Genomic DNA, 21,087 nt, shown 5'->3' with positions numbered 1-21,087 from the left:
TCCCCGGGAGGCCCCGTGCCGCCGATCCCGCACGACTGGTCCCGCCGCACCTTCCTGACCGCGGCCACCGCCACCGCCCTCGCGCTGCCCGGCCCGGCCTCCGCCGCACCCGCCACCGCCCGACGGAGCACCATGGCCGACGAGTTCACCGACCTCCGCCGGCGCTGGGTCGCCCTCCAGCTCGGCACCGGCTACGACCCCGCCGCCGAGCCCTACGCCTCCCGGCTCGCCGGGGCCGGCGACCTCGCCACCCGCTACCAGGCCGCCATGGCCCCCACGGACACCTCCCTCTGGCCCGGACACCCCTTCACCCCGCCCTCCGGCATCACCCAGAGCTACCACCGCCTGTGGACCATGACCCAGGCGTACGCCCAGCCCGGCACCGGCCGCACCGGCGACCCCGCACTCCTCGACGCCGTCCGCACCGGCCTCGACCACGTCTCCGCCCGCGTCTACAACCCCTCCACCACCCGCTACGGCAACTGGTGGGAGTGGCAGATCGGCAGCCCCCGCCTCCTCATGGACATCGTCGCCGTCCTGTACGAGCACCTCGACCCGGACCGGATCGCCGCCGCCTGCGCCGCCGTCGACCACTTCGTCCCCGACGCCGTGCTCCGCGACTACAGCGGCACCTCCACCGGCGCCAACCGCGTCGACCTGTGCCGCTCCGTCGCCCTGCGGGGCGTCCTCGGCCGGAGCCCCGAGAAGACCGCCCTCGCCCGGGACGCGCTCTCGCCCGTCTTCCCGTACGTCACCTCCGGCGACGGCCTCTACGCCGACGGCAGCTTCGTCCAGCACCTCTGGGTCGCCTACACCGGCACCTACGGCCAGGTCCTCCTCGACGGGCTCGGCCGGCTCTTCGCCCTGCTCGCCGGTTCCACCTGGGCCGTCACCGACCCCCACCGGCAGATCGTCCTCGACAGCGTCGAGCGCGCGTACGCCCCGCTCCTGCGCAACGGCCTGATGATGGACAGCGTCAACGGCCGCGCCATCAGCCGGGGCATCCTCCGCAACGACCCGCGCGGCACGATGCGCAGCGACCACTACCACGGCCAGGGCATCATCGCCGCGATCGCCCTCCTGGCCGCCGGGGCGAGCCCGGCCGAACGCGACCGGTGGCACGCGCGCGTGAAGGGCTGGATCGAGCGGGACACCGTCAGCCCGATCCTCACCGCCCCCCAGTTCGGCGTCGCCGACCTCGCCCGGCTGCACGCCGTGGCCGCCTCACCCGTCCCCGCCGCCCCCGAGGCCACCGGCCACACCCTGTTCGCCGCCATGGACCGGGCCGTCCACCGCCGCCCCGGCTGGGCCGCCAACATCGCCATGTCCTCCGACCGCATCGCCGCCTACGAGTGCGGCAACGGCGAGAACCCGCGCGGCTGGCACACCGGCGCCGGAATGCTCTCCTGGTGGGGCCCGGGACCCGGCACCGCCGGCGACGCCCAGTACACCGACTGGTTCTGGCCCACCGTCGACTGGTACCGGCTGCCCGGCACCACCGTGTCGACCAAACGGCTCGCCGACCGGGAGGGCGGCGAATGGGGCGCGCCCAAGCCGCCCGTGCGCTGGGTCGGGGGAGTCACCGACGGCGAGTACGCCGCCGTCGGCCAGCACGTCCGGGGCCTCGGCTCCACCCTGGAGGCCCGCAAGTCCTGGTTCTGCGCCGCCGACGCCGTGATCTGCCTGGGCGCGGGCATCACCTGCGCCGACGGCGTGCCCGTCGAGACGGTCGTCGACAACCGGAACCTCGGCGAGGCCGGCACGGCCGCGCTCACCACCGGCACCCGCTGGGCCCACCTGGAGGGCCACGGCGGCTGGGTCCTGCCCCAGGGAACCGGACCGCTGCGCACCCTGCGCGAGGACCGCACCGGCGCCTGGCGCGACATCAACACCTCCTCCAGCACCGAACGCCGCACCCGCCGCTACCAGACGCTCTGGCTGGACCACGGCACCGACCCGGCCGGCGCCTCGTACGTCTACCTGCTGATGCCGGGCGCCGCCCGCCGTACCGTCGCCGCCCGCGCCGCCGACCCCGGCTGGCTGAGGATCCTCGCCAACACCGCCGCCCACCAGGCCGCGCAGGTGCCCTCGCTCGGCCTGACCTTCGCCAACCTGTGGCAGGCCGGTACGGCGGGCCCGCTCACCGCCACCGCCCCCGCGAGCGTCCTCGTCCGGCGGCGGCGCGGCGGCACCGCGACCCTCCACATCGCCGAGCCCACCCGGACCGGGCAGCCCCTGGAGATCACCTGGCACCGGCCGGTCCGCGGGGTCCTCGCGCACGACCCGGCGATCGAGGTGCTGGCCACCGGGCGTACCCTCCGACTGCGCGTGTCACCCGGCAGGGCGTGCGCCGGACACCGCTGCGAAGTGGCGCTCGGCTGAATCCCGGCCTCCGCCTCTGCGGGCCTCCACACCCCGAATCCTTGTAGGGAACCCACAAGGGACCCGGCCCTGAAGCTGGCACTAGGGCTGCACCGCGAAACGGTTCTGTTCAGCCCGTACAGGAGATGGGTCCGGAGACTGTACAGAGTCAACGGCGGGATTTCCTTGGTCGGCTCCGTAGGGTCGGTGCATGACCGTTGTGGACGAGACCCAGGGAGAGCCGACCGACGCCCGCGGGCGCGTGGCCGAGCTGCACGCCCTGCGCGAGGAGGCCCGGCGCGGCCCGAGCGAGCGCGCGACCGAGGCACAGCACGCCAAGGGCAAGCTGACCGCCCGGGAGCGCATCGAGCTGCTGCTGGACCCGGAATCGTTCCGGGAGGTCGAGCAGCTGCGCCGGCACCGGGCGACGGGTTTCGGCCTGGAGAACAAGAAGCCCTACACCGACGGTGTGATCACCGGCTGGGGCACGGTCGAGGGCCGCACGGTCTTCGTCTACGCGCACGACTTCCGGATCTTCGGCGGCGCGCTGGGCGAGGCCCACGCCACCAAGATCCACAAGATCATGGACATGGCCATCGCGGCCGGTGCCCCGCTGGTCTCCCTCAACGACGGCGCCGGCGCCCGTATCCAGGAGGGCGTCTCCGCCCTCGCCGGCTACGGCGGCATCTTCCAGCGCAACACCAAGGCCTCGGGTGTCATCCCGCAGATCTCCGTGATGCTCGGCCCGTGCGCCGGCGGCGCCGCCTACAGCCCGGCGCTGACCGACTTCGTCTTCATGGTCCGCGAGACCTCGCAGATGTTCATCACCGGCCCGGACGTCGTCAAGGCGGTCACCGGTGAGGAGATCACCCAGAACGGCCTGGGCGGCGCCGACGTGCACGCCGAGACCTCGGGCGTGGCGCACTTCGCGTACGACGACGAGGAGACCTGCATCGCGGAGGTCCGCTACCTGCTGTCGATGCTCCCCTCCAACAACCGCGAGAACCCCCCGGCCCACCCGAGCGGTGACCCGGCGGACCGCCGCGGCGACATACTGCTGGACCTCGTGCCGGCCGACGGCAACCGGCCGTACGACATGCACAAGGTGATCGAGGAGATCGTCGACGACGGCGACTACCTGGAGATCCACGAGCGCTGGGCCCGCAACATCATCTGCGCCCTGGCCCGGCTCGACGGCCAGGTCGTCGGCATCGTCGCCAACCAGCCGCAGACCCTGGCCGGTGTCCTGGACATCGAGGCGTCCGAGAAGGCCGCGCGCTTCGTCCAGATGTGCGACGCGTTCAACATCCCGATCCTCACGCTCCTCGACGTGCCCGGCTTCCTGCCCGGCGTCGACCAGGAGCACGGCGGCATCATCCGCCACGGCGCCAAGCTGCTGTACGCGTACTGCAACGCCACGGTCCCGCGGATCTCGCTGATCCTGCGCAAGGCCTACGGCGGCGCGTACATCGTCATGGACTCCCAGTCCATCGGCGCCGACCTGACCTACGCCTGGCCGACCAACGAGATCGCCGTCATGGGCGCCGAGGGCGCCGCCAACGTGATCTTCCGCCGGCAGATCGCCGACGCCGAGGACCCCGAGGCCATGCGCGCCCGCATGGTCAAGGAGTACAAGGCCGAGCTGATGCACCCCTACTACGCCGCGGAGCGCGGGCTCGTCGACGACGTCATCGACCCGGCAGAGACCCGCGAGGTCCTCATCAAGTCCCTCGCGATGCTCCGCACCAAGCACGCCGACCTGCCGTCCCGCAAGCACGGCAACCCGCCTCAGTAAGAGGAGCGCCCTGTGACCACACCCGCCGCCGAATCCCTCCTCCGCGTCGAGAAGGGCCACGCCGCGCCCGAGGAGCTGGCCGCCATCACCGCGGTCCTCCTGGCCCGCGCCAACGCCACGGCCGCCGTGCCGGCTCCCCGCCGCGCCCGCTCCACGGCAGGCTGGCGCCGCCTGGAGCGCCAGTCCGGCTTCCGCGCGGCCCACTCCTGGCAGGGCTGACACCCGCCCGGCACACGTCGAAGGCCCCGTCTCCACGAGACGGGGCCTTTCGCGTTGCCCGACGGGGCCACCGCCGCGAGGACCAGCCCCGGATACGAGCGAAGGCCCGTGCACCAGAGGGTGCTACGGGCCTTCTCGCGGCAACGCGGGCGCCGGCGGCGGGACTTACCGCAGGCGGGCCATCAGCGCGTGCTCGACGAGCGTGATGAGCGCGCTCTTGGCGTCCGCGCGGTGGCGGGCGTCGGTGGTGATGATCGGGGTGTCGGGTCCGATCTGCAGCGCCTCGCGCACCTCGTCGGGGGTGTACGGCTGGTGGCCGTCGAAGCCGTTGAGGGCGATGACGAAGGGCAGGCCGCTGTTCTCGAAGTAGTCCACGGCCGGGAAGCAGTCCGCGAGCCGACGGGTGTCGACGAGCACGACCGCGCCGATGGCGCCGCGTACGAGGTCGTCCCACATGAACCAGAACCGGTCCTGACCCGGCGTACCGAACAGGTACAGGATCAGGTCCTGGTCCAGGGTGATCCGGCCGAAGTCCATGGCGACGGTCGTCGTCGTCTTGTCGCCGGTGTGGGTGAGGTCGTCGATGCCCGCGGACGCGGACGTCATCACGGCCTCGGTACGCAGCGGGTTGATCTCCGAGACGGCGCCGACGAACGTGGTCTTGCCCACGCCGAAGCCGCCCGCCACCACGATCTTCGCGCTGGTGGTTGAGCGGGCCGCACCGCCGCTAGAGCTTGCGAAGTCCACTGAGCACCCTTTCGAGCAGTGTCACGTCTGGCTGGCCGCCGGCGGCCTCGTCACCGCCGGGCTGGTGGATGGCGACGAGTCCGGCCTCCGCCAGGTCGGCGACGAGGATCCGGGCAACGCCGAGGGGGATGGAGAGAAGCGCCGAGATCTCGGCCACCGACTTGATCTCGAAGCACAGCCGGCAGATCCGCTGGTGCTCGGGCAACTGCCCTTGCAGCCGCGAGGGATCGGCCGTGGTCGACACCAGCGCCTCGATGGCGAGCTGGTACCGGGGTCGCGTCCGGCCGCCGGTCATGGCGTACGGACGGACCAGAGGGTTGTGGTTGCCCGACGAGGACGCCGGCTCCGGACGCCGCCGCTGCTGCACCGGCTGGCTGCGCGGTACGTGCTGGCCGTACGGCTGGTCGTACGACGGCTGCGGCGGCTGCTGATAGGGCCCTTGGAAGCCCTGTCTGCTGGGCGCAGAGGGGAAGTTGAAGCGGTTCTGGGCGTTGTCACCCTGCGTCTGGTGAGCACCGTCGTACGGCTGGTGTCCGCCTGGGGGTGTTGCCACGTGTCCTCCTCCGACTGCCGTGTGCCGGTCCATGTCCCTGTGGAGCCGCGCCACCGCACCCTATGGTGCGGTGGCGAGAAACGCACGGTCCGTCTGCTAGTTGAGAAGACTTCCCTGGAGTTCGGCACGCAGGTCCGGAGTCAGGACGCTGCCCGCACGGTCCACGAGAAGGGCCATCTCGTAACCGACGAGACCGATGTCGGCGTCGGGGTGGGCGAGGACGGCCAGCGAGGAGCCGTCCGAGATGGACATGATGAAGAGGAAGCCGCGCTCCATCTCCACGACGGTCTGGTTGACCGCGCCGCCCTCGAAGATCCGGGAGGCACCCGCGGTCAGCGAGGTGAGCCCGGAGGCGACCGCCGCCAGCTGGTCGGCACGGTCGCGCGGGAAACCTTCGGACATCGCCAGCAGGAGTCCGTCGGCGGAGACCACCACCGTGTGCGACACCCCGGGGGTGTTGTCCACGAAATTGGTGATCAACCAGTTCAGATTCTGCGCCGCCTGGCTCATCGGGCTCACACTAACGCTCCTGGTTGTAGGTACTACCCGGGCCACTGTGTCGATCGTAAGTGGCCGATCCGTTCATGTCCGTCCCCGCGTTGCGTCCCTTCTGGACACCACGCCGCAGGTTGCTCAACCTGCCGCGTACGTCCTCGGGGGCGCGGGAAACCTGTGGGCCGCCCTGCGGGGTCTGCTCCGCGGTCCCCTCGATGAGGTTCGCCTTGGGAACCCGCCGGGGGAGTCCCGACGCCGTCACACCGCCGGCCTTCGGCTCCTTGAGCTTCCCGGCCCGCTGCCAGCGCTCGTCGTTCGCCGAACGCCACTCGTCGGTGCCGCCCGCCTCGCTCTGCTGAGCCTGCGGGGCCTGGGAGGCCTGCGGAGCCTGCCGGACCGGCGGGGCCTGCTGGGCCGTCCGGTCCTGCTGGCCCCGGCCTTCGTGCCGGTTCTGGTCCGTGCCGCCGCCCGGACGCTGGCTGCCGCGGCGCGGCAGACCCGCGTCGGTCAGCTGGTGCCCGTCGTCCGGAGCGGAACCCGGACGGTCGAAGCCTACGCGGTCCCGGTCGCTCGCGGGAGCGCCCTGCGCAGATTCCGGTTCGGAGCCGTAGCCGCCGTCGTAGCCGCCCGTGAAGGAGGCCTGCGCCGGCCAGTCGTCCTGGTGGGCCTGGGGGGTGAACTGCTCGTCGTAGCGCGGCTGCTGGGGCTCGCCGCCCTGGAAGCCGGCCTCCGCATACGTCTGCTCGGCCGGGTACTCGCCGGTGGCATAGTCGCCGCCCGCGTAGCCGCCGTCGCGGTACTCGTCACCGCCGGAGTAGCCGCCGTCGCGGTAGCCGTTCTCCTGCTGGTAGCCGCCGTCCGGCGCGTAGCCGTCGTAGCCGGACACCTGCTGGTCGTAGCCGCCGCCCTGCCCGTACGCCGCCTGCTGCGGCTCCTGACGGCCGTACGAGGCGCCGGCGCCGTCGTAGGACGGATCCTGCTCCTGCCGGCCGTACGCGTCCTGCTGCTCCCGCTCGTCGCGGAACAGCGGGCGGTCGTCCTCGCCCTGGCCGCCCTGCAGCTGCGCGCCCAGCGCCGCACGGCGCTCCTCACGCATCAGGGACCGGCCGACCGGGTCGAGGGAGGCGGGCTCCTGCTGCTCGTACCGCGAGTCGTCGAAGCCCAGCTCCGCGGCCGTCCGCATCGGGGCGGCCTCGTAGGACTGCTGCTCCGGGATGATCTGGGAGACCGTGAAGTCCTCGTGGAGCGGCTCGCCACCGCCACCGTGGGTGATGGCGTCCGGCAGCATGATCAGCGACGTCGTACCGGCCTGCTCGCCCGACGGGCGCAGCTGGACGCGGATGCCGTGCCGGTCGGCGAGCCGGCCGACCACGAACAGGCCCATGCGCTGGGAGACCGCGGCGTCGACCGTCGGCGGGTTGGCCAGCTTGTGGTTGATGTCCGCGAAGTCCTCGGCCGTGAGGCCGATGCCCTTGTCGTGGATCTCGATCATCACGCGGCCGTCGGGCAGCCGGGTCGCGGTGACGCGCACCTTGGTCTGGGGCGACGAGAACGTCGTGGCGTTCTCCAGCAGCTCGGCGAGCAGGTGCACGAGGTCGGTCACGGCCTGGCCGTGGATCTCGGCCTCCGGCACGCCCGCCAGCTCGATGCGCTCGTACTGCTCCACCTCGGAGGAGGCGGCTCGCATGACGTCGACCAGCGGGACCGGCTGGTCCCAGCGGCGGCCCGGCTCCTCGCCGGCGAGGACCAGGAGGTTCTCGCCGTTGCGGCGCATACGGGTGGCGAGGTGGTCCAGCTTGAAGAGGTTCTCCAGCTGGTCCGGGTCGGCCTCGTTGTTCTCCAGGTCCGTGATCAGGGTCAGCTGGCCCTCGATCAGCGACTGGTTGCGGCGCGACAGGTTGGTGAAGATCGCGTTGACGTTGCCCCGCAGCAGGGCCTGCTCGGAGGCGAGCCGGACGGCCTCGCGGTGCACCTGGTCGAAGGCGCGGGCGACCTCGCCGATCTCGTCGTGCGTGTCGATCGGGATGGGCTCGACGCGGGTGTCGACCTTGCCGGGCTCGGTGCGCGACAGCTGGTCGACCAGCATCGGCAGGCGCTGCTCGGCGACACCGAGGGCGGCGTGGCGCAGCTTGCGCATCGAGCGGCTCATCTGGCGGGCCATGAGGCCGGCCATGATGAACGCCGCGAGCAGCGCGACCACGACGATGCCACCGTTGAGGAACGCGTCGTTGCGGGCGTCCTCGGCGACCCGGGCGGCCTCGGCCACGGCCTTGGTCAGCAGCTCGTTCTCGACCTCGGTGTAGGCGTCGAACTTGCCGGTGGCGACCGCCATCCACGTCTCGGGCGTGACGCCGCCGTCGCGGGTCTGCTTCAGCTCCTTGATGGCGTCGGCGTCCTCGGCGCCGCCGATCTTCTGGGCCATGCCCTCGAAGACGGACTTGGCGCCGTTGTCGCCGGTCTCGGCGATGGGCGGCTGGATGCCCGCGGCCTGGAACTGCTTGGCGCCCTCCTCGGCCTTGCGGGTCATGACCTCGCGCAGCCGGGCCTCGTCCTCCTCGGTACCGCCCGAGATGAACTCCAGGAGAGCGATCTGCTCCAGGTACTTGTACGAGTTGAACGCCTTCGTCTGCTCGCGGAAGACCTCGTCGCTCTTGCTCGGCCGCACCAGCAGGTGCATGCCGATCGAACGCTGCAGCGACTCGGCGGCCTTGGCCAGCTGGATGGCGTAGACGGTACGGCCGAAGCTGGTGACGTTGCCGGTGCCGAGGCCGAGTTCGTTGGAGAACTCCATCAGCGAGTGCTGGACCTTGACGTAGCCCTCTTCGGTCTTCACCGGGTCGAGGACCTTCGTGTACGCGGCCTGGCGCAGCTCCTGGAGCTTCGGCTCCTCCGCGCGGAACAGCTGCAGACGGCGCTCCAGGCCCTGCCCCGAGGGCATGCCCTGGACCGCGGCGTCGAACTTCTGCTTCGCGGCGTCCGTCTTGGCGTACGCCTCGGTGACGGCGCTCGTCTCGCGGTCGGACGGGGTCTTGGCGGTGAGCAGCGGCTCGGCCGTGAGGTCACGCTCGTCGAGCAGCGCCTGGCCGTACTGCGAGGCCGCCTGGACGATCTGCGCAGTCTTCTCCGCGTCCCGGGCCTCCTGCCAGGTGTCGACCGAAGCCGTCACCTGGAAGCCACCCATGACCAGGCCGACCAGCACCGGTACGAGAAGGATGGCGTTCAGCCTGGTGGCCACGTGCCAGTTGCGCGGGGACAGGCGGCTGGAGCTCCCGCCGTCCTTGCCGGCGGAACCCACCGGGGGTGTCACGGGCGTGTCCGCAGGCGGCGCCACTGTGCGCGGCGGCGGGGTGAAGTTGCCCCGCGCCTGCTGCTCCGCGGCGCTCTTCGTGCTTCGCCTCACTCGACCAACAACCTCTCGGCGTCGGCACCTACGTTGTGCCGTTCTTCTGCTCAGAGCCGTACTACTCAGGAGTTCGTGCATTGCAGCACGTAAAGCTGCCGTCATCCAAACAGCCCGATCGAGCGATTACCCGTCGTCGGGGCGACGAATAAAACGGGCATAAAGAGCGAGCCCCGCCAAAAAGCGGGGCTCATGTGAGCGCAGTGGCACCACGCGGATGCGGCTCGTGTCCGACGCGGTGCAATTCTCTGTCGAAACGTTATGAACGCGCGGGCGGGCCGTGTCTAAGGACACAGCCCGCTCACTGAATGCCTACGACAACTGCCGTATACCTTCTCCGACTTGGGATCTACTTCAGCCGGGCCATCAGCGCGTGCTCGACGAGCGTGATGAGCGCGCTCTTGGCGTCCGCGCGGTGGCGGGCGTCGGTGGTGATGATCGGGGCGTCGGGTCCGATCTGCAGCGCCTCGCGCACCTCGTCCGGGGTGTACGGCTGGTGGCCGTCGAAGCCGTTGAGGGCGATGACGAAGGGCAGGCCGCTGTTCTCGAAGTAGTCCACGGCCGGGAAGCAGTCCGCGAGCCGACGGGTGTCGACGAGCACGACCGCGCCGATGGCGCCGCGTACGAGGTCGTCCCACATGAACCAGAACCGGTCCTGACCCGGCGTACCGAACAGGTACAGGATCAGGTCCTGGTCCAGGGTGATCCGGCCGAAGTCCATGGCGACGGTCGTCGTCGTCTTCCCACCGGTGTGCGTGAGGTCGTCGATGCCCGCGGACGCGGACGTCATCACGGCCTCGGTACGCAGCGGGTTGATCTCCGAGACGGCGCCGACGAACGTGGTCTTGCCCACGCCGAAGCCGCCCGCCACCACGATCTTCGCGCTGGTGGTCGAGCGGCCGGGAGCCGCACCGCCGCTAGAGCTTGCGAAGTCCACTGAGCACCCTTTCGAGCAGCGTCACATCCGGCGTACCGCCGGCCTCTCCATTGCCGGGCTGGTGGATCGCCACCATGCCCGCCTCCGCCAGGTCGGCGACGAGGATCCGGGCCACTCCGAGCGGCATCGACAGCAGCGCCGACACCTCGGCCACGGACTTCACCTCACGGCAGAGGTGGCAGATCCGCTGGTGCTCGGGGAGCAGCCCGGCGAGGTGCGCCGGGTCGGCCGTGGTCGACACCAGCGCCTCGATGGCGAGCTGGTACCGGGGTCGCGTCCGGCCACCGGTCATCGCATAGGGGCGAACCAGCGGCTGATCGCCTTCATGTCCGTACGACGCGTCGTCGAGCGACGCGCCGTAGGGATCGTGAGAGGCGGGGGGCGGGGTCATGAATCCTCCGGTCGTGACAGCAGGTTGGTCTGCTTGCCGTCTGACTGGGCCGGTGGGGGGCCGGATGGGGCGGCCGACGGTGTAGACGAACAAAGAGCGGCGGGCGGGTACGGAGGGGCGTACCCGCCTCGGCTCAGTTGAGCAGGGAGCCCTGGAGCTCGGCGCGGAGATCCGGGGTGAGGACGGTGCCGGCGCGGTCCACCAGCAGCGCCATCTCGTAGCCGACGAGGCCGATGTCGCACTCGGGGTGGGCGAGCACGGCCAGCGACGAGCCGTCCGAGACGGACATGATGAAGAGGAAGCCGCGCTCCATCTCCACGACGGTCTGGTTGACCGCGCCCCCCTCGAAGATCCGGGAGGCACCCGCGGTCAGCGAGGTGAGCCCGGAGGCGACCGCCGCCAGCTGGTCGGCACGGTCGCGCGGGAAACCTTCGGACATCGCCAGCAGGAGTCCGTCGGCGGAGACCACCACCGTGTGCGACACCCCGGGGGTGTTGTCCACGAAATTGGTGATCAACCAGTTCAGATTCTGCGCCGCCTGGCTCATCGCGCTCAAAACTCACGCTCCTGCTGGTGAGTGGGGCCGATATTGAAGCTGCCGGTGTTACCGGACCCGGCCTGACGTCCCTGCTGGATACCCCTGCGCAGGTTCGTCAGACGACCACGCACGTCGTCGGGCGCCCGCGACACCTGCGGACCCGACTGGTGCTGCTGCTCCTGCGCGGTACCGGGCACCAGGTTGGCGCGCGGCACGCGGCGGGGCAGGCCGGAGGTGGTGACGCCGCCCGCGGCGGGCTTGCGCACCCGCTCGGCCTGGCGCACCAGCTCGTCGTTGGGGGAGGTGCGCCACGAGCCGGTCGTGGACGAGGCGTCGGCGCGCTGACCCTGACCCTGACCCTGGCCCTGACCGGGACCGGCCTGGCCGGGAGCCCGGCCCGGGCCCTGGCCCTGACCCTGGCCGGAGCGCGGTGGCAGCGCGGGGGCCGGGCGGGCCGGCGCGGGCTGCTGCGGAACGACCGGGGTCGGCACCGTCTGGTCGTGCATCGGATACCGGTTGTCACCGCGCTGCGGTGCCTGCGGTGCCTGCGCGCCGGGGTGGCCCGCCTGGCCGTCGGCCGGGCCGTTCCCGCCCTGGCCGCCGTGGAACCAGTTGGTCTCCAGCGTGTCGTACAGCGGCGTACGTCCGTCACCGGAACCGGCACCGGCCGGCGGCAGCGCCTCCGGCTGCGGCTGGGGCTGGGGCTGGGGCTGGGGCTGCGGCGGCAGGCTCGCGGCCGGCTGGCGCGGTGCGCCGAAGTCGGGGCGCGGGATCGCGGCGGTGGCCGCCGGGTCCTGGGCGGCAGGGCCGCCGTGGCCGCTCTGCGCCGAACCGTTCAGGTCCGGGCGCGGGCCGTTGAAGTCGGGGCGCGGGAACTCGGCCGTGGAGCCGGGGCCCTGCCGGTCCGCCGACGGGCGCGCGAACCGGCCGGTGGAGTCGGCCGGTTCCTCGTGGCCGCGGGGCGCGTCCAGCGGGCTGCGCGAGGCCGGGCCGCCCGCCGCGTAGCCCTGGTCGCCGGCCCAGCCGGGAGCCGGGGCCTGCGGGCGCGCGTCGCGCTGCGGGGCGCCGCCGGCGCCGGGGAGTTCGGCACGCGGACCACCGGTCGGCGGCAGCTGCTGCCGGCCCTGGTCGCCCTGGTGGTTCTGGTGGCCCTGAGCGGCCTGGCCGCCCTGGTTGCCACCGGAGTTCTGCCACACGTCGGAGCGGGTCGGGATGCCGCCCGGCGCCGAGGGAGCGCTCTGACCGGCGCCCTGACCGGCACCGCCCTGACCGGCACCGCGCTGGCCGCCGCCGTCGCCGAAGGCGCCCGCGAAACCGGCGCCCTGACGCTGCGGGTCCTGCGCCTGGCCCTGCCGGCCCGGCTGACCGCCCTGCGGGGCACCGCCGAGCAGGCCGCCGCCCTGCGGGGCACCGCCCGGGCGTCCGCCCAGGTCGTCGCGGCCGGGCAGCGCGGCACGGGGACCGGAGCCCGCGCCGACCTGGCCGCGCTGGCCACCGGGGCCCGCGCCGAGCCGGTTCTGCGGGGCAGCGCCCTGTCCACCGGGCAGACCCGGGCGGCCGCCCCCGGACAGCGCACCGGGGCCGCTGGTCAGCCGGCCACCCGGGGCACCGCCCTGCGGCATCGCGCCCTGGCCGCCGGGGCCGCCGGGGCCGCCCTGGCCGGGCTTGCCCGGAGCGGGCTTCTTGCCGCCCTGGGCCACGTCGACGGGGAGCATGACCAGCGCGGTCGTACCGCCCGAGTCGGAGGGGCGCAGCTGGATCCGGATGCCGTGTCGCAGGGACAGGCGGCCGACCACGAACAGACCCATGCGGCGGGAGACGGAGACGTCCACGGTGGGCGGCGAGGCGAGCCGCTCGTTGATCGCGGCCAGGTCCTCGGGGGAGAGGCCGATACCGGTGTCGTGGATCTCGACGAGCACGCGGCCGTCGGGCAGCGCGTGACCCGTGACGCGCACCTTCGTCTGCGGCGAGGAGAACGAGGTGGCGTTCTCCAGCAGCTCGGCGAGGAGGTGCACGAGGTCGTTGACGACGCGGCCGGCGACCTCGGTGGCCGGGACGGCGGCGAGTTCGATGCGCTCGTACTGCTCCACCTCGGAGGCGGCGGCACGGAGCACGTCGACGAGGGGGACGGGCCGGGTCCACCGGCGGCCGGGCTCCTCACCCGCGAGGACGAGGAGGTTCTCACCGTTACGGCGCATACGCGTGGCCAGGTGGTCCAGCTTGAACAGCGAGGACAGCTGGTCCGGGTCGGCCTCGCGGGACTCCAGCTCGGAGATGAGCGACAGCTGACGCTGGATCAGACCCTGCGAGCGGCGCGAGAGGTTGGTGAACATCGCGTTGACGTTGCCCCGCAGGAGGGCCTGCTCGGCGGCGAGGCGGACCGCCTCGCGGTGCACGTCGTCGAAGGCCGCGGCCACCTTGCCGATCTCGTCGCGCGAGTGGACACCGACGGACTCCACGGACGTGTCGACGTCCTGCGGGTCGCTCTCGGAGAGCTGCTTGACCAGCTCGGGCAGGCGCTCCTGGGCGACCTTGGTCGCCGTGTCCTGGAGCCGCCGCAGCGACTGGATCATGGAGCGCGCCACCACGAAGGCGCCGACGAGCGACACACCGAGGACGAGCAGGATCAGCGCACCGTTGATGATGGCATCGCGCTGCGCCTCCTGGCGCAGGTCACGCGCCTTGGACTCCATCTCGCCCAGCAGCGTGGCCTCGATGGTCTCCATGGCGCGGAGCTTGGTGTCGGCCTCGTCGGTCCAGTCCAGGAACGTACGGGCGTTCAGGCCCACGTCGGACCCGCCGAGCACGCGCCCGGCGTACTGGTCGGCGGCCTGGATCGACGGGTTGCCGGAGTTCAGCGGGGCGAGCAGCTCCGTGGCGTCGCCGCCGGCCGACTCGTAGATGGAGCGGAACGACTTGATGGAGGCGTTCTCGTTGACCCGGGCGTCCTCGGCGTACTGCCGGTCGTTCTCGTTGAGGTTCGGCTTGGCCTTGCCGTCGCCGGTGGACTTGGGCAGGGCGGCGGCGATGACGGCACGCTGGATCGAGGCGTACTCCTTGGCGGAGGAGAACGCGGCGAGCGCACGCGTGCGCTTGATCATGTCCGGGTTGCTGGTCGCCTGCGCCATGTCCTGCGAGAGGGTCAGCAGCGACTCGATCAGACGGTTGTACTTGCCGACCGTCTGCGAGGTGATGTGGCCCTTCTCGTAGGCCTCCTTGCGGATCGAGCCGATCGTCACGACCTGGTTGGCGATCTGCGTGACGTTGGCGCGGATACTCGCCAGCGCCTCGTCGTCCTGCGTGTCGCCGATCTCGTCGGTCGCGTTGAGGAACGCCTGCTGCGCCGCGTCGGTCTTGCCGCGCGGCTCGGTGACCTTGAAGTCGGTCAGCGCGTAGCCGTTGGCCAGGGGGCCGGCCGTCAGGTCGCGCTCCTCCTGGAGCGCCTGGGCGAGCAGGTGCGCTTCCCGGGTGAGCTTGGTGAGCAGCTGCATGTGGTCCAGCTGCTCCATGTTCTCCATCGACTCCTGGATACGGAGTCCGCCCAGCGAGGTCGCGGCGACCACGGGGAGGGCGAGCAGGGAGACCAGTCGGGTGCTGATGCGCCAGTTGCGCAGGGCTATTCGGGACCCGGTGTCACCGGGCGCCTTGGCCTTGGGTGCCTTGCCCTTCTTGCCGGAACCCGCCGACTTGCCCGGCTTCCCGGCCTGCGCCGCACCGGCGGGCTCGGAGCCGGGGCCCGTACCCGCCGCGCGGGCGGCACGGTCGCCGCCGTCGCCGGCCGGTCCCGGGCCCTGGGTGTGCTGGGGCGAGGAGCCGCGGTCGGTCCCGCCGCGCGGCTCCTGTTCCGCCGCAGCGCTGCCATCCCTCTTGAAACGTCCCTGCACTAGCGTCGCAACCTCTGGACCAGGCGTCCCGCCGCGCGAACGGACAGGACGGTGTCGGCGTCGTGGGAGCGCGAGTGCGCCCCTCGGTGGTCGGTGAGTGACCGGCGCTGAGATTCCCCCTTCCCCGCCGCCGCTCGGCGCTGCCTTGCGCCCCAGCACGCCGGTCTCCAACCGCGGCGGTGCGTGGAATTCCAGCACAGTGCCGGATCTCCAACAAGGGCGGCGGCCGGCCCCGTGAACGGCGTCACAGGGTGTGAGGGGCGCGTCACGAGGCGTAGAAGCCGATCAGGGAAGAACGGGACTTTCCCGGACGAGTCGCTTACGCGTGGACGGTGTCCCAGTCGACATGATCAGCAGCGGAATGACGGGTTCAAGCACCCAATGTCCAGGTTTGCGGCCACCCCAAAGTGGTCCGATATGCCGGAATTGATCGTCAACTGGTGAGGAAACTCACATGCCGAACGGGGTCTGTTCACGGTAATGGCGGGGAACCCGTGTTTAGCCTGACGCTTTACAGGGACGGTCCTTCCGTCAACCGGCGCCCAGCGCCCCGACCCCGAGGTCTGACACCACCGATGAAGACGACGATGACGATCCGCACCATCGCCAACCCGCGCCGCACCACGCTCGCCCACCTGGAGGACGCCGCAGAGCTCGGCCGGGGCGTGCTGCCGGAGCACTCGGTGGACCTCCCGGCCTCCACGGCCAACCCGCGCCGCACCGTCCTGATGGACGCCCCGGTCGCGGCCGCCGCCCAGTAGAGCGCGGTGACGCGCAGTAATACGACGGGTGGCCCGCCCCTCCCGCGTTAGCCTGGAGCGTCAGACTCCAGCCAGTTCAGTGAGGGGCACACGCTTCCGTGCGCATCGCCAGGTTCTCCATCGACGGCAATGTCGCCTTCGGCGCGGTCGAGGGTGAAAGCGCCCCAGGCGCAGAGGGTGACCTCGTCCTCGACATCATCAAGGGTATTCCGTACGGCGACTTCGAACTCAGCGGAACCAAGGTCCCCCTGAGCAAGGTCCGGCTCCTGCCGCCGGTGCTCCCCAACAAGGTCGTGGCCATCGGCCGCAACTACGCGGAGCACGCGGCGGAGCTCGGCAACGAGGTCCCCGACGTGCCCGTCGCCTTCTTCAAGCCCACCACCTCGGTGATCGGCTCCGGCGACGCCATCGAGTACCCGGCCTTCTCGAACGAGCTGCACCACGAGGCCGAGCTGGCCGTCGTCATCGGCCGCATGTGCCGCGAGGTCCCGCGCGAGCGCGTCAAGGACGTCATCTTCGGCTACACCTGCGCCAACGACGCCACCGCCCGCGACGTGCAGCAGCGCGAGAAGCAGTGGGCGCGCGCCAAGGGCTTCGACACCTCCTGCCCCCTGGGCCCCTGGGTGGAGACCGACCTCGACCCCGCCGACCTCACCATCCAGTGCACGGTCAACGGCGAACAGCGCCAGCTGGGTCGTACGAGCGACATGATCCGCTCCATCGAGGACCTGGTCGTCCACATCACCGAGGCCATGACCCTGCTCCCGGGCGACGTCATCCTCACCGGCACCCCCGCCGGGGTCGGCCCCCTCACCGTCGGCGACGAGGTCGCCGTCACCATCGAAGGCATCGGCACTCTCACCAACAAGGTGATCAAGCGTGGCTAACACCCCCGTCCGCGTCCGCTTCTGCCCGTCCCCGACGGGCAACCCGCACGTGGGCCTGGTCCGTACCGCCCTGTTCAACTGGGCGTTCGCCCGCCACCACGGCGGCACCATGGTCTTCCGCATCGAGGACACCGACGCGGCCCGCGACTCGGAGGAGAGCTACCTGCAGCTCCTGGACTCCCTGCGCTGGCTCGGCCTCGACTGGGACGAGGGCCCCGAGGTCGGCGGCCCCCACACGCCGTACCGCCAGTCGCAGCGCATGGACATCTACAAGGACGTCGCCGACAAGCTCCTCGAGGGCGGCTACGCCTACCACTGCTACTGCACCGCCGAGGAGCTGGACCTGCGCCGCGAGGCCGCCCGCGCCGCCGGCAAGCCCTCCGGCTACGACGGCCACTGCCGCGAGCTGACCGCCGAGCAGATCGCCGCGTACGAGGCGGAGGGCCGCAGCGCCATCGTCCGCTTCCGCATGCCGGACCAGCCGATCACCTTCCGCGACCTGGTCCGCGGCGAGCTGACCTTCACCCCGGACAACGTCCCGGACTACGGCATCGTCCGCGCCAACGGCGCCCCGCTGTACACGCTGGTCAACCCGGTTGACGACGCGCTGATGGAGATCACGCACGTCCTGCGCGGCGAGGACCTGCTGTCCTCCACCCCGCGCCAGATCGCCCTCTACAAGGCGCTCATGGAGCTGGGCATCGCCAAGGCGATCCCCGAGTTCGGCCACCTGCCGTACGTGATGGGCGAGGGCAACAAGAAGCTCTCCAAGCGCGACCCGCAGTCCTCGCTGAACCTCTACCGCGAGCGCGGCTTCCTCCCCGAGGGCCTCCTCAACTACCTCTCGCTCCTCGGCTGGTCGTTCTCCGCCGACCAGGACGTCTTCACGATCCCGCAGATGGTCGAGAAGTTCGACATCGCCGACGTGAACGCCAACCCGGCGCGCTTCGACCTCAAGAAGGCCGAGTCGATCAACGCCGATCACATCCGGATGCTGGACGAGAAGGCGTTCGTCGCGGCCTGCGAGCCCTGGCTCCAGGCCCCGCACGCGCCCTGGGCGCCGGAGGACTTCGACCGTGCGGCCTGGGAGCGGATCGCCCCGCACGCCCAGACCCGCCTGACGGTCCTGTCGGAGATCACGCAGAACGTCGACTTCCTCTTCCTCCAGGAGCCGGTCGAGGACGAGGCGTCCTGGCAGAAGGCGATGAAGGGCGACCCCGTGGCCCTGCTCACCACGGCCCGCGCCAAGCTGGAGGCCGCGGACTGGACGAGCGGCCCCGAGCCCCTGAAGGAGGCCGTCCTGGCCGCCGGCGAGGAGCACGGCCTCAAGCTGGGCAAGGCCCAGGCCCCGGTCCGCGTCGCCGTCACCGGCCGCACGGTCGGCCTGCCGCTGTTCGAGTCGCTGGAGATCCTCGGCAAGGAGCGGACGCTGGCCCGCATCGACGCGGCGCTCACCAAGCTGACCGCGTAAGCACCACCTGCCGTACGCCCCCGAGGGCGCCGCCCACCGAGGCGGCCGCCCCCGGGGGCGTCGTCATCCACCGCCGTGGCCCCGGGGCGACCGTGGCTCCCCCCCCCGGCCGCGCGGTCGCGTGCGCCTGCGTTTTCGGGGGATGGCCCCCGAACCCTCAGCCGGGACGCGCGTCGGCGGTACCGTCGGCACATGTGCATCCGTGCAGTCCTCTGGGACATCGACACTGCGTTTTTCGGGGGATAACGCCCGAACCCTCAGCCGGGACGCGCGTCGGCGGTACCGTCGGCACATGCGCATCCGTGCAGTGCTCTGGGACATCGACACTGCGTTTTTCGGGGGATAACGCCCGAACCCCCGGCCGGGACGCGCGTCGGCGGTACCGTCGGCACATGCGCATCCGTGCAGTGCTCTGGGACATCGACACTGCGTTTTTCGGGGGATGACCCCCGAACCCCCAGCCGGGACGCGCGTCGGCGGTACCGTCGGCACATGCGCATCCGTGCAGTGCTCTGGGCCATCGACACTGCGTTTTCGGGGGATAACGCCCGAACCCCCGGCCGGGACGCGCGTCGGCGGTACCGTCGGCACATGCGCATCCGTGCAGTGCTCTGGGACATCGACGACACGATCTTCGACTACGCGCAGGCCGATCGTGCCGGGATGCGGCGGCATCTTCGGGACGAGGGGCTGGGCGAGGCGTTCAGCAGCGTCGAGCACGCGCTCGCGCGGTGGCAGGAGGCCACCGTGCAGCACTGGGCGCGGTTCTCCGCCGGGGAGACGACCTGGGAGGAGCAGCGCAGGGACCGGGTGCGCACCTTCCTGGGCACCGCGCTGGACGACGCCGAGGCGGACGCCTGGTTCGAGCGGTACCTGGCCCACTACGAGGCCGCCTGGGCGCTGTTCCCCGACACGCTGCCCGTGCTGGACCTGCTGGCCGCCGACTACCGGCACGGCGTGCTGTCGAACTCCTCGCTCCACAACCAGGACCGCAAGCTCCGCGTCCTCGGCGTGCGCGACCGGTTCGAAGCCGTGGTCTGCGCCGCCGAGCTGGGCGTGTCCAAGCCCGACCCGGCCGCCTTCCACGCCGCGTGCGAGGCGCTCGGCCTGCCGCCGCACGAGATCGCGTACGTCGGTGACCAGCCCGACATCGACGCCCGCGGCGCCACCGAGGCGGGCCTCAGGGGCGTCTGGCTGGATCGTGCCGGACTCGGCGGCCGGCCCGATCTCCTGAGGATCACCACCCTCGACCAGCTCCCCGCAGTGCTGCGCGCCGATACCCGTTTTGGAGCGCCGGACACCTTCGGGTAATGTTCTTCCTGCGCCGAGGGGAGCGGGCCGAAAGGCCGGAAACCCGAAGCGCAAGCCGAACAAGATCCCCTCGGGGGTTGCGTCCCGGTGGCCTATGGTGTAATTGGCAGCACGACTGATTCTGGTTCAGTTAGTCTTGGTTCGAGTCCAGGTAGGCCAGCTCGCAGAGCTCATCTGCAAAGCCCCCGTTGTGTAGCGGCCTAGCACGCTGCCCTCTCAAGGCAGTAGCGCCGGTTCGAATCCGGTCGGGGGTACAGATCCTTCCCGCGGGATCGTCGAGGTAGCTCCTCGACGAACTCGATGCAGGATCGCTAGGGCCCCCGTTGTGTAGCGGCCTAGCACGCCGCCCTCTCAAGGCGGTAGCGCCGGTTCGAATCCGGTCGGGGGTACCAACTGGTCTAAACCACCAGTGGCCTATGGTGTAATTGGCAGCACGACTGATTCTGGTTCAGTTAGTCTTGGTTCGAGTCCAGGTAGGCCAGCGGGATTGCGCAAGTGATCCACGCCCCCGTTGTGTAGCGGCCTAGCACGCCGCCCTCTCAAGGCGGTAGCGCCGGTTCGAATCCGGTCGGGGGTACGAGTCCGAAGGGGTCTCCCAGCAGGGAGGCCCCTTCGGCGTATGCCCGCCGGCCCGAGGGCCGGGCGGGCGCCTCACACGATGCCGTACCGCCGCGCGGACTCCACCTCCTGCGCCAGGCGCCGCAGGCTCAGCAGCATCGGGTCGTACAGAACCGCCGCCGCCACGGCCGCCTCCACCTGCTCCGTCCCGGTCCCCATGGCGTCGAGCCGGTCCATGTCCAGCACCGCGAGCTGCTCCATCCGCCGTGCGTACGGCGCGAGTTCGGCCGCCGACAGCGAGAAGCCGAGCCGGTACAGCGTCGCAAGCGAGGCCATCAGGGAGCGGTACACGGGGGACAGGTCGCCGATCTCGCGGGCCGTCTCCCAGCCCAGCTCCTCCAGCAGCCGGTCCACCTCCTCCCGGGCCCGCGCCACCGCCGGGTCGTCCGCATCCGGCTCCGGAGGCTGGGGGAGCGCCCAGGTGGCCGCGCCGAGCCGCATGGTGAGCCCCAGGGAGTCGTCGTCGACGTGCCGCAGCACCTCGCGGACGGTCGCCACGGGCACGCGGCCCACGTGGATCATCGCCCGCACCAGGCGCAGCCGCCGCAGATGGCTCTCGTCGTACTCGGCCTGCGTGGCCGTGATCCGCCGGCCCGGCGGGAGCAGGCCCTCGCGCAGGTAGTACTTGATCGTCGCGAGGGATACCCCGCTCCGCTCGCTCAGCTCCGAGAGCCGCATCTGGCGCTGTTCCTCCCTTGTGGTCCCCCTTGGATGGTGCC

16 protein-coding genes and 5 tRNA genes are annotated in these 21,087 nt (G+C 71.5%); 12 read left to right on the top strand and 9 right to left on the bottom strand.

Going from position 1 to position 21,087, the window contains the following annotated elements; genetic code table 11:
* The first annotated feature begins 15 nt into the window (after positions 1 to 15).
* From ABEB09_RS08540 to ABEB09_RS08530, 3 genes are all read left to right on the top strand, one after another.
* A complete protein-coding gene (locus ABEB09_RS08540; RefSeq protein WP_380842508.1) occupies positions 16 to 2,382 on the top strand; it encodes a polysaccharide lyase 8 family protein in 2,367 nt (788 codons plus the stop codon).
* A gap of 190 nt (positions 2,383 to 2,572) precedes the next feature.
* A complete protein-coding gene (locus tag ABEB09_RS08535) occupies positions 2,573 to 4,156 on the top strand; it encodes an acyl-CoA carboxylase subunit beta (protein WP_345688701.1) in 1,584 nt (527 codons plus the stop codon).
* A 12-nt stretch (positions 4,157 to 4,168) separates the two neighbouring features.
* Positions 4,169 to 4,375: an acyl-CoA carboxylase subunit epsilon gene (locus tag ABEB09_RS08530; RefSeq protein WP_345688699.1), complete on the top strand. Its 207-nt coding sequence runs from the start codon at positions 4,169 to 4,171 to the stop codon at positions 4,373 to 4,375.
* Positions 4,376 to 4,540: 165 nt separating this feature from the next.
* Here ABEB09_RS08530 and ABEB09_RS08525 read toward each other — a convergent pair whose 3' ends face one another.
* The 8 genes from ABEB09_RS08525 to ABEB09_RS08490 all read right to left on the bottom strand — a co-directional run bounded on the left by ABEB09_RS08525 (position 4,541) and on the right by ABEB09_RS08490 (position 15,320).
* Complete coding sequence (locus ABEB09_RS08525) at positions 4,541 to 5,122, bottom strand: GTP-binding protein (RefSeq protein ID WP_069978110.1); 582 nt, start codon at positions 5,120 to 5,122, stop codon at positions 4,541 to 4,543.
* Complete coding sequence (locus ABEB09_RS08520; RefSeq protein ID WP_345688696.1) at positions 5,103 to 5,675, bottom strand: DUF742 domain-containing protein; 573 nt, start codon at positions 5,673 to 5,675, stop codon at positions 5,103 to 5,105. The genes ABEB09_RS08525 and ABEB09_RS08520 overlap by 20 nt, the downstream gene beginning before the upstream one ends.
* A gap of 96 nt (positions 5,676 to 5,771) precedes the next feature.
* Positions 5,772 to 6,185: a roadblock/LC7 domain-containing protein gene (locus tag ABEB09_RS08515; protein WP_006127847.1), complete on the bottom strand. Its 414-nt coding sequence runs from the start codon at positions 6,183 to 6,185 to the stop codon at positions 5,772 to 5,774.
* Positions 6,186 to 6,195: 10 nt separating this feature from the next.
* The gene (locus ABEB09_RS08510; RefSeq protein WP_345688694.1) at positions 6,196 to 9,570 is read right to left on the bottom strand and encodes a sensor histidine kinase; all 3,375 of its coding nucleotides are present in this window, start codon (positions 9,568 to 9,570) and stop codon (positions 6,196 to 6,198) included.
* A gap of 349 nt (positions 9,571 to 9,919) precedes the next feature.
* Positions 9,920 to 10,507, bottom strand: coding sequence for a GTP-binding protein (locus tag ABEB09_RS08505; protein WP_345688692.1), 588 nt, complete (start codon positions 10,505 to 10,507; stop codon positions 9,920 to 9,922).
* Positions 10,488 to 10,898 (bottom strand): DUF742 domain-containing protein, encoded by a 411-nt coding sequence (locus ABEB09_RS08500; protein WP_345688690.1) that lies wholly within the window; start codon positions 10,896 to 10,898, stop codon positions 10,488 to 10,490. The genes ABEB09_RS08505 and ABEB09_RS08500 overlap by 20 nt, the downstream gene beginning before the upstream one ends.
* 133 nt (positions 10,899 to 11,031) lie before the next feature.
* Positions 11,032 to 11,445: a roadblock/LC7 domain-containing protein gene (locus ABEB09_RS08495; RefSeq protein WP_019709877.1), complete on the bottom strand. Its 414-nt coding sequence runs from the start codon at positions 11,443 to 11,445 to the stop codon at positions 11,032 to 11,034.
* 5 nt (positions 11,446 to 11,450) lie between these two features.
* Positions 11,451 to 15,320: a sensor histidine kinase gene (locus ABEB09_RS08490; RefSeq protein WP_345688688.1), complete on the bottom strand. Its 3,870-nt coding sequence runs from the start codon at positions 15,318 to 15,320 to the stop codon at positions 11,451 to 11,453.
* A gap of 575 nt (positions 15,321 to 15,895) precedes the next feature.
* On the opposite strand from ABEB09_RS08490, the gene ABEB09_RS08485 reads away from it, so the two are divergent.
* From ABEB09_RS08485 to ABEB09_RS08445, 9 genes are all read left to right on the top strand, one after another.
* A complete protein-coding gene (locus tag ABEB09_RS08485) occupies positions 15,896 to 16,081 on the top strand; it encodes a hypothetical protein (protein WP_345688686.1) in 186 nt (61 codons plus the stop codon).
* A gap of 98 nt (positions 16,082 to 16,179) precedes the next feature.
* The gene (locus tag ABEB09_RS08480; RefSeq protein WP_345688684.1) at positions 16,180 to 16,968 is read left to right on the top strand and encodes a fumarylacetoacetate hydrolase family protein; all 789 of its coding nucleotides are present in this window, start codon (positions 16,180 to 16,182) and stop codon (positions 16,966 to 16,968) included.
* A complete protein-coding gene (gene gltX, locus ABEB09_RS08475) occupies positions 16,961 to 18,439 on the top strand; it encodes a glutamate--tRNA ligase (RefSeq protein WP_345688682.1) in 1,479 nt (492 codons plus the stop codon). Before ABEB09_RS08480 ends, gltX begins: the two co-directional genes overlap by 8 nt.
* A 591-nt stretch (positions 18,440 to 19,030) precedes the next feature.
* Entirely contained in the window at positions 19,031 to 19,750 is a 720-nt protein-coding gene (locus ABEB09_RS08470) for an HAD family hydrolase (protein WP_345688680.1), read from the top strand.
* Between the two features lie 88 nt (positions 19,751 to 19,838).
* Positions 19,839 to 19,910, top strand: a tRNA-Gln gene (locus ABEB09_RS08465).
* A gap of 21 nt (positions 19,911 to 19,931) precedes the next feature.
* Positions 19,932 to 20,004 (top strand) — tRNA-Glu (locus ABEB09_RS08460).
* A gap of 62 nt (positions 20,005 to 20,066) precedes the next feature.
* Positions 20,067 to 20,142 (top strand) — tRNA-Glu (locus tag ABEB09_RS08455).
* 18 nt (positions 20,143 to 20,160) lie between these two features.
* Positions 20,161 to 20,232 (top strand) — tRNA-Gln (locus tag ABEB09_RS08450).
* A gap of 22 nt (positions 20,233 to 20,254) precedes the next feature.
* Positions 20,255 to 20,327: transfer RNA gene (locus ABEB09_RS08445), tRNA-Glu, on the top strand.
* 74 nt (positions 20,328 to 20,401) lie between these two features.
* On the opposite strand, the gene ABEB09_RS08440 is transcribed toward ABEB09_RS08445, so the two are convergent.
* On the bottom strand, positions 20,402 to 21,046 hold the full coding sequence (locus ABEB09_RS08440) for a MerR family transcriptional regulator (RefSeq protein WP_345688678.1): 645 nt from the start codon (positions 21,044 to 21,046) through the stop codon (positions 20,402 to 20,404).
* Positions 21,047 to 21,087 lie beyond the last annotated feature (41 nt).

The organism is Streptomyces coeruleoprunus, assembly GCF_039542925.1.
In the GTDB taxonomy this organism is placed as follows: domain Bacteria; phylum Actinomycetota; class Actinomycetes; order Streptomycetales; family Streptomycetaceae; genus Streptomyces; species Streptomyces coeruleoprunus.
This window is presented reverse-complemented; position numbering and strand designations above follow the sequence as displayed.

Excerpts from the sequence above, each read along its gene's own strand:
- ABEB09_RS08535 (WP_345688701.1), top strand. The coding sequence starts at position 2,573 with ATGACCGTTGTGGACGAGACCCAGGGAGAGCCGACCGACGCCCGCGGG.
- ABEB09_RS08515 (WP_006127847.1), bottom strand. The coding sequence starts at position 6,185 with ATGAGCCAGGCGGCGCAGAATCTGAACTGGTTGATCACCAATTTCGTG.
- ABEB09_RS08500 (WP_345688690.1), bottom strand. The coding sequence starts at position 10,898 with ATGACCCCGCCCCCCGCCTCTCACGATCCCTACGGCGCGTCGCTCGAC.
- ABEB09_RS08495 (WP_019709877.1), bottom strand. The coding sequence starts at position 11,445 with ATGAGCCAGGCGGCGCAGAATCTGAACTGGTTGATCACCAATTTCGTG.
- ABEB09_RS08485 (WP_345688686.1), top strand. The coding sequence starts at position 15,896 with ATGAAGACGACGATGACGATCCGCACCATCGCCAACCCGCGCCGCACC.
- ABEB09_RS08470 (WP_345688680.1), top strand. The coding sequence starts at position 19,031 with ATGCGCATCCGTGCAGTGCTCTGGGACATCGACGACACGATCTTCGAC.
- ABEB09_RS08440 (WP_345688678.1), bottom strand. The coding sequence starts at position 21,046 with ATGCGGCTCTCGGAGCTGAGCGAGCGGAGCGGGGTATCCCTCGCGACG.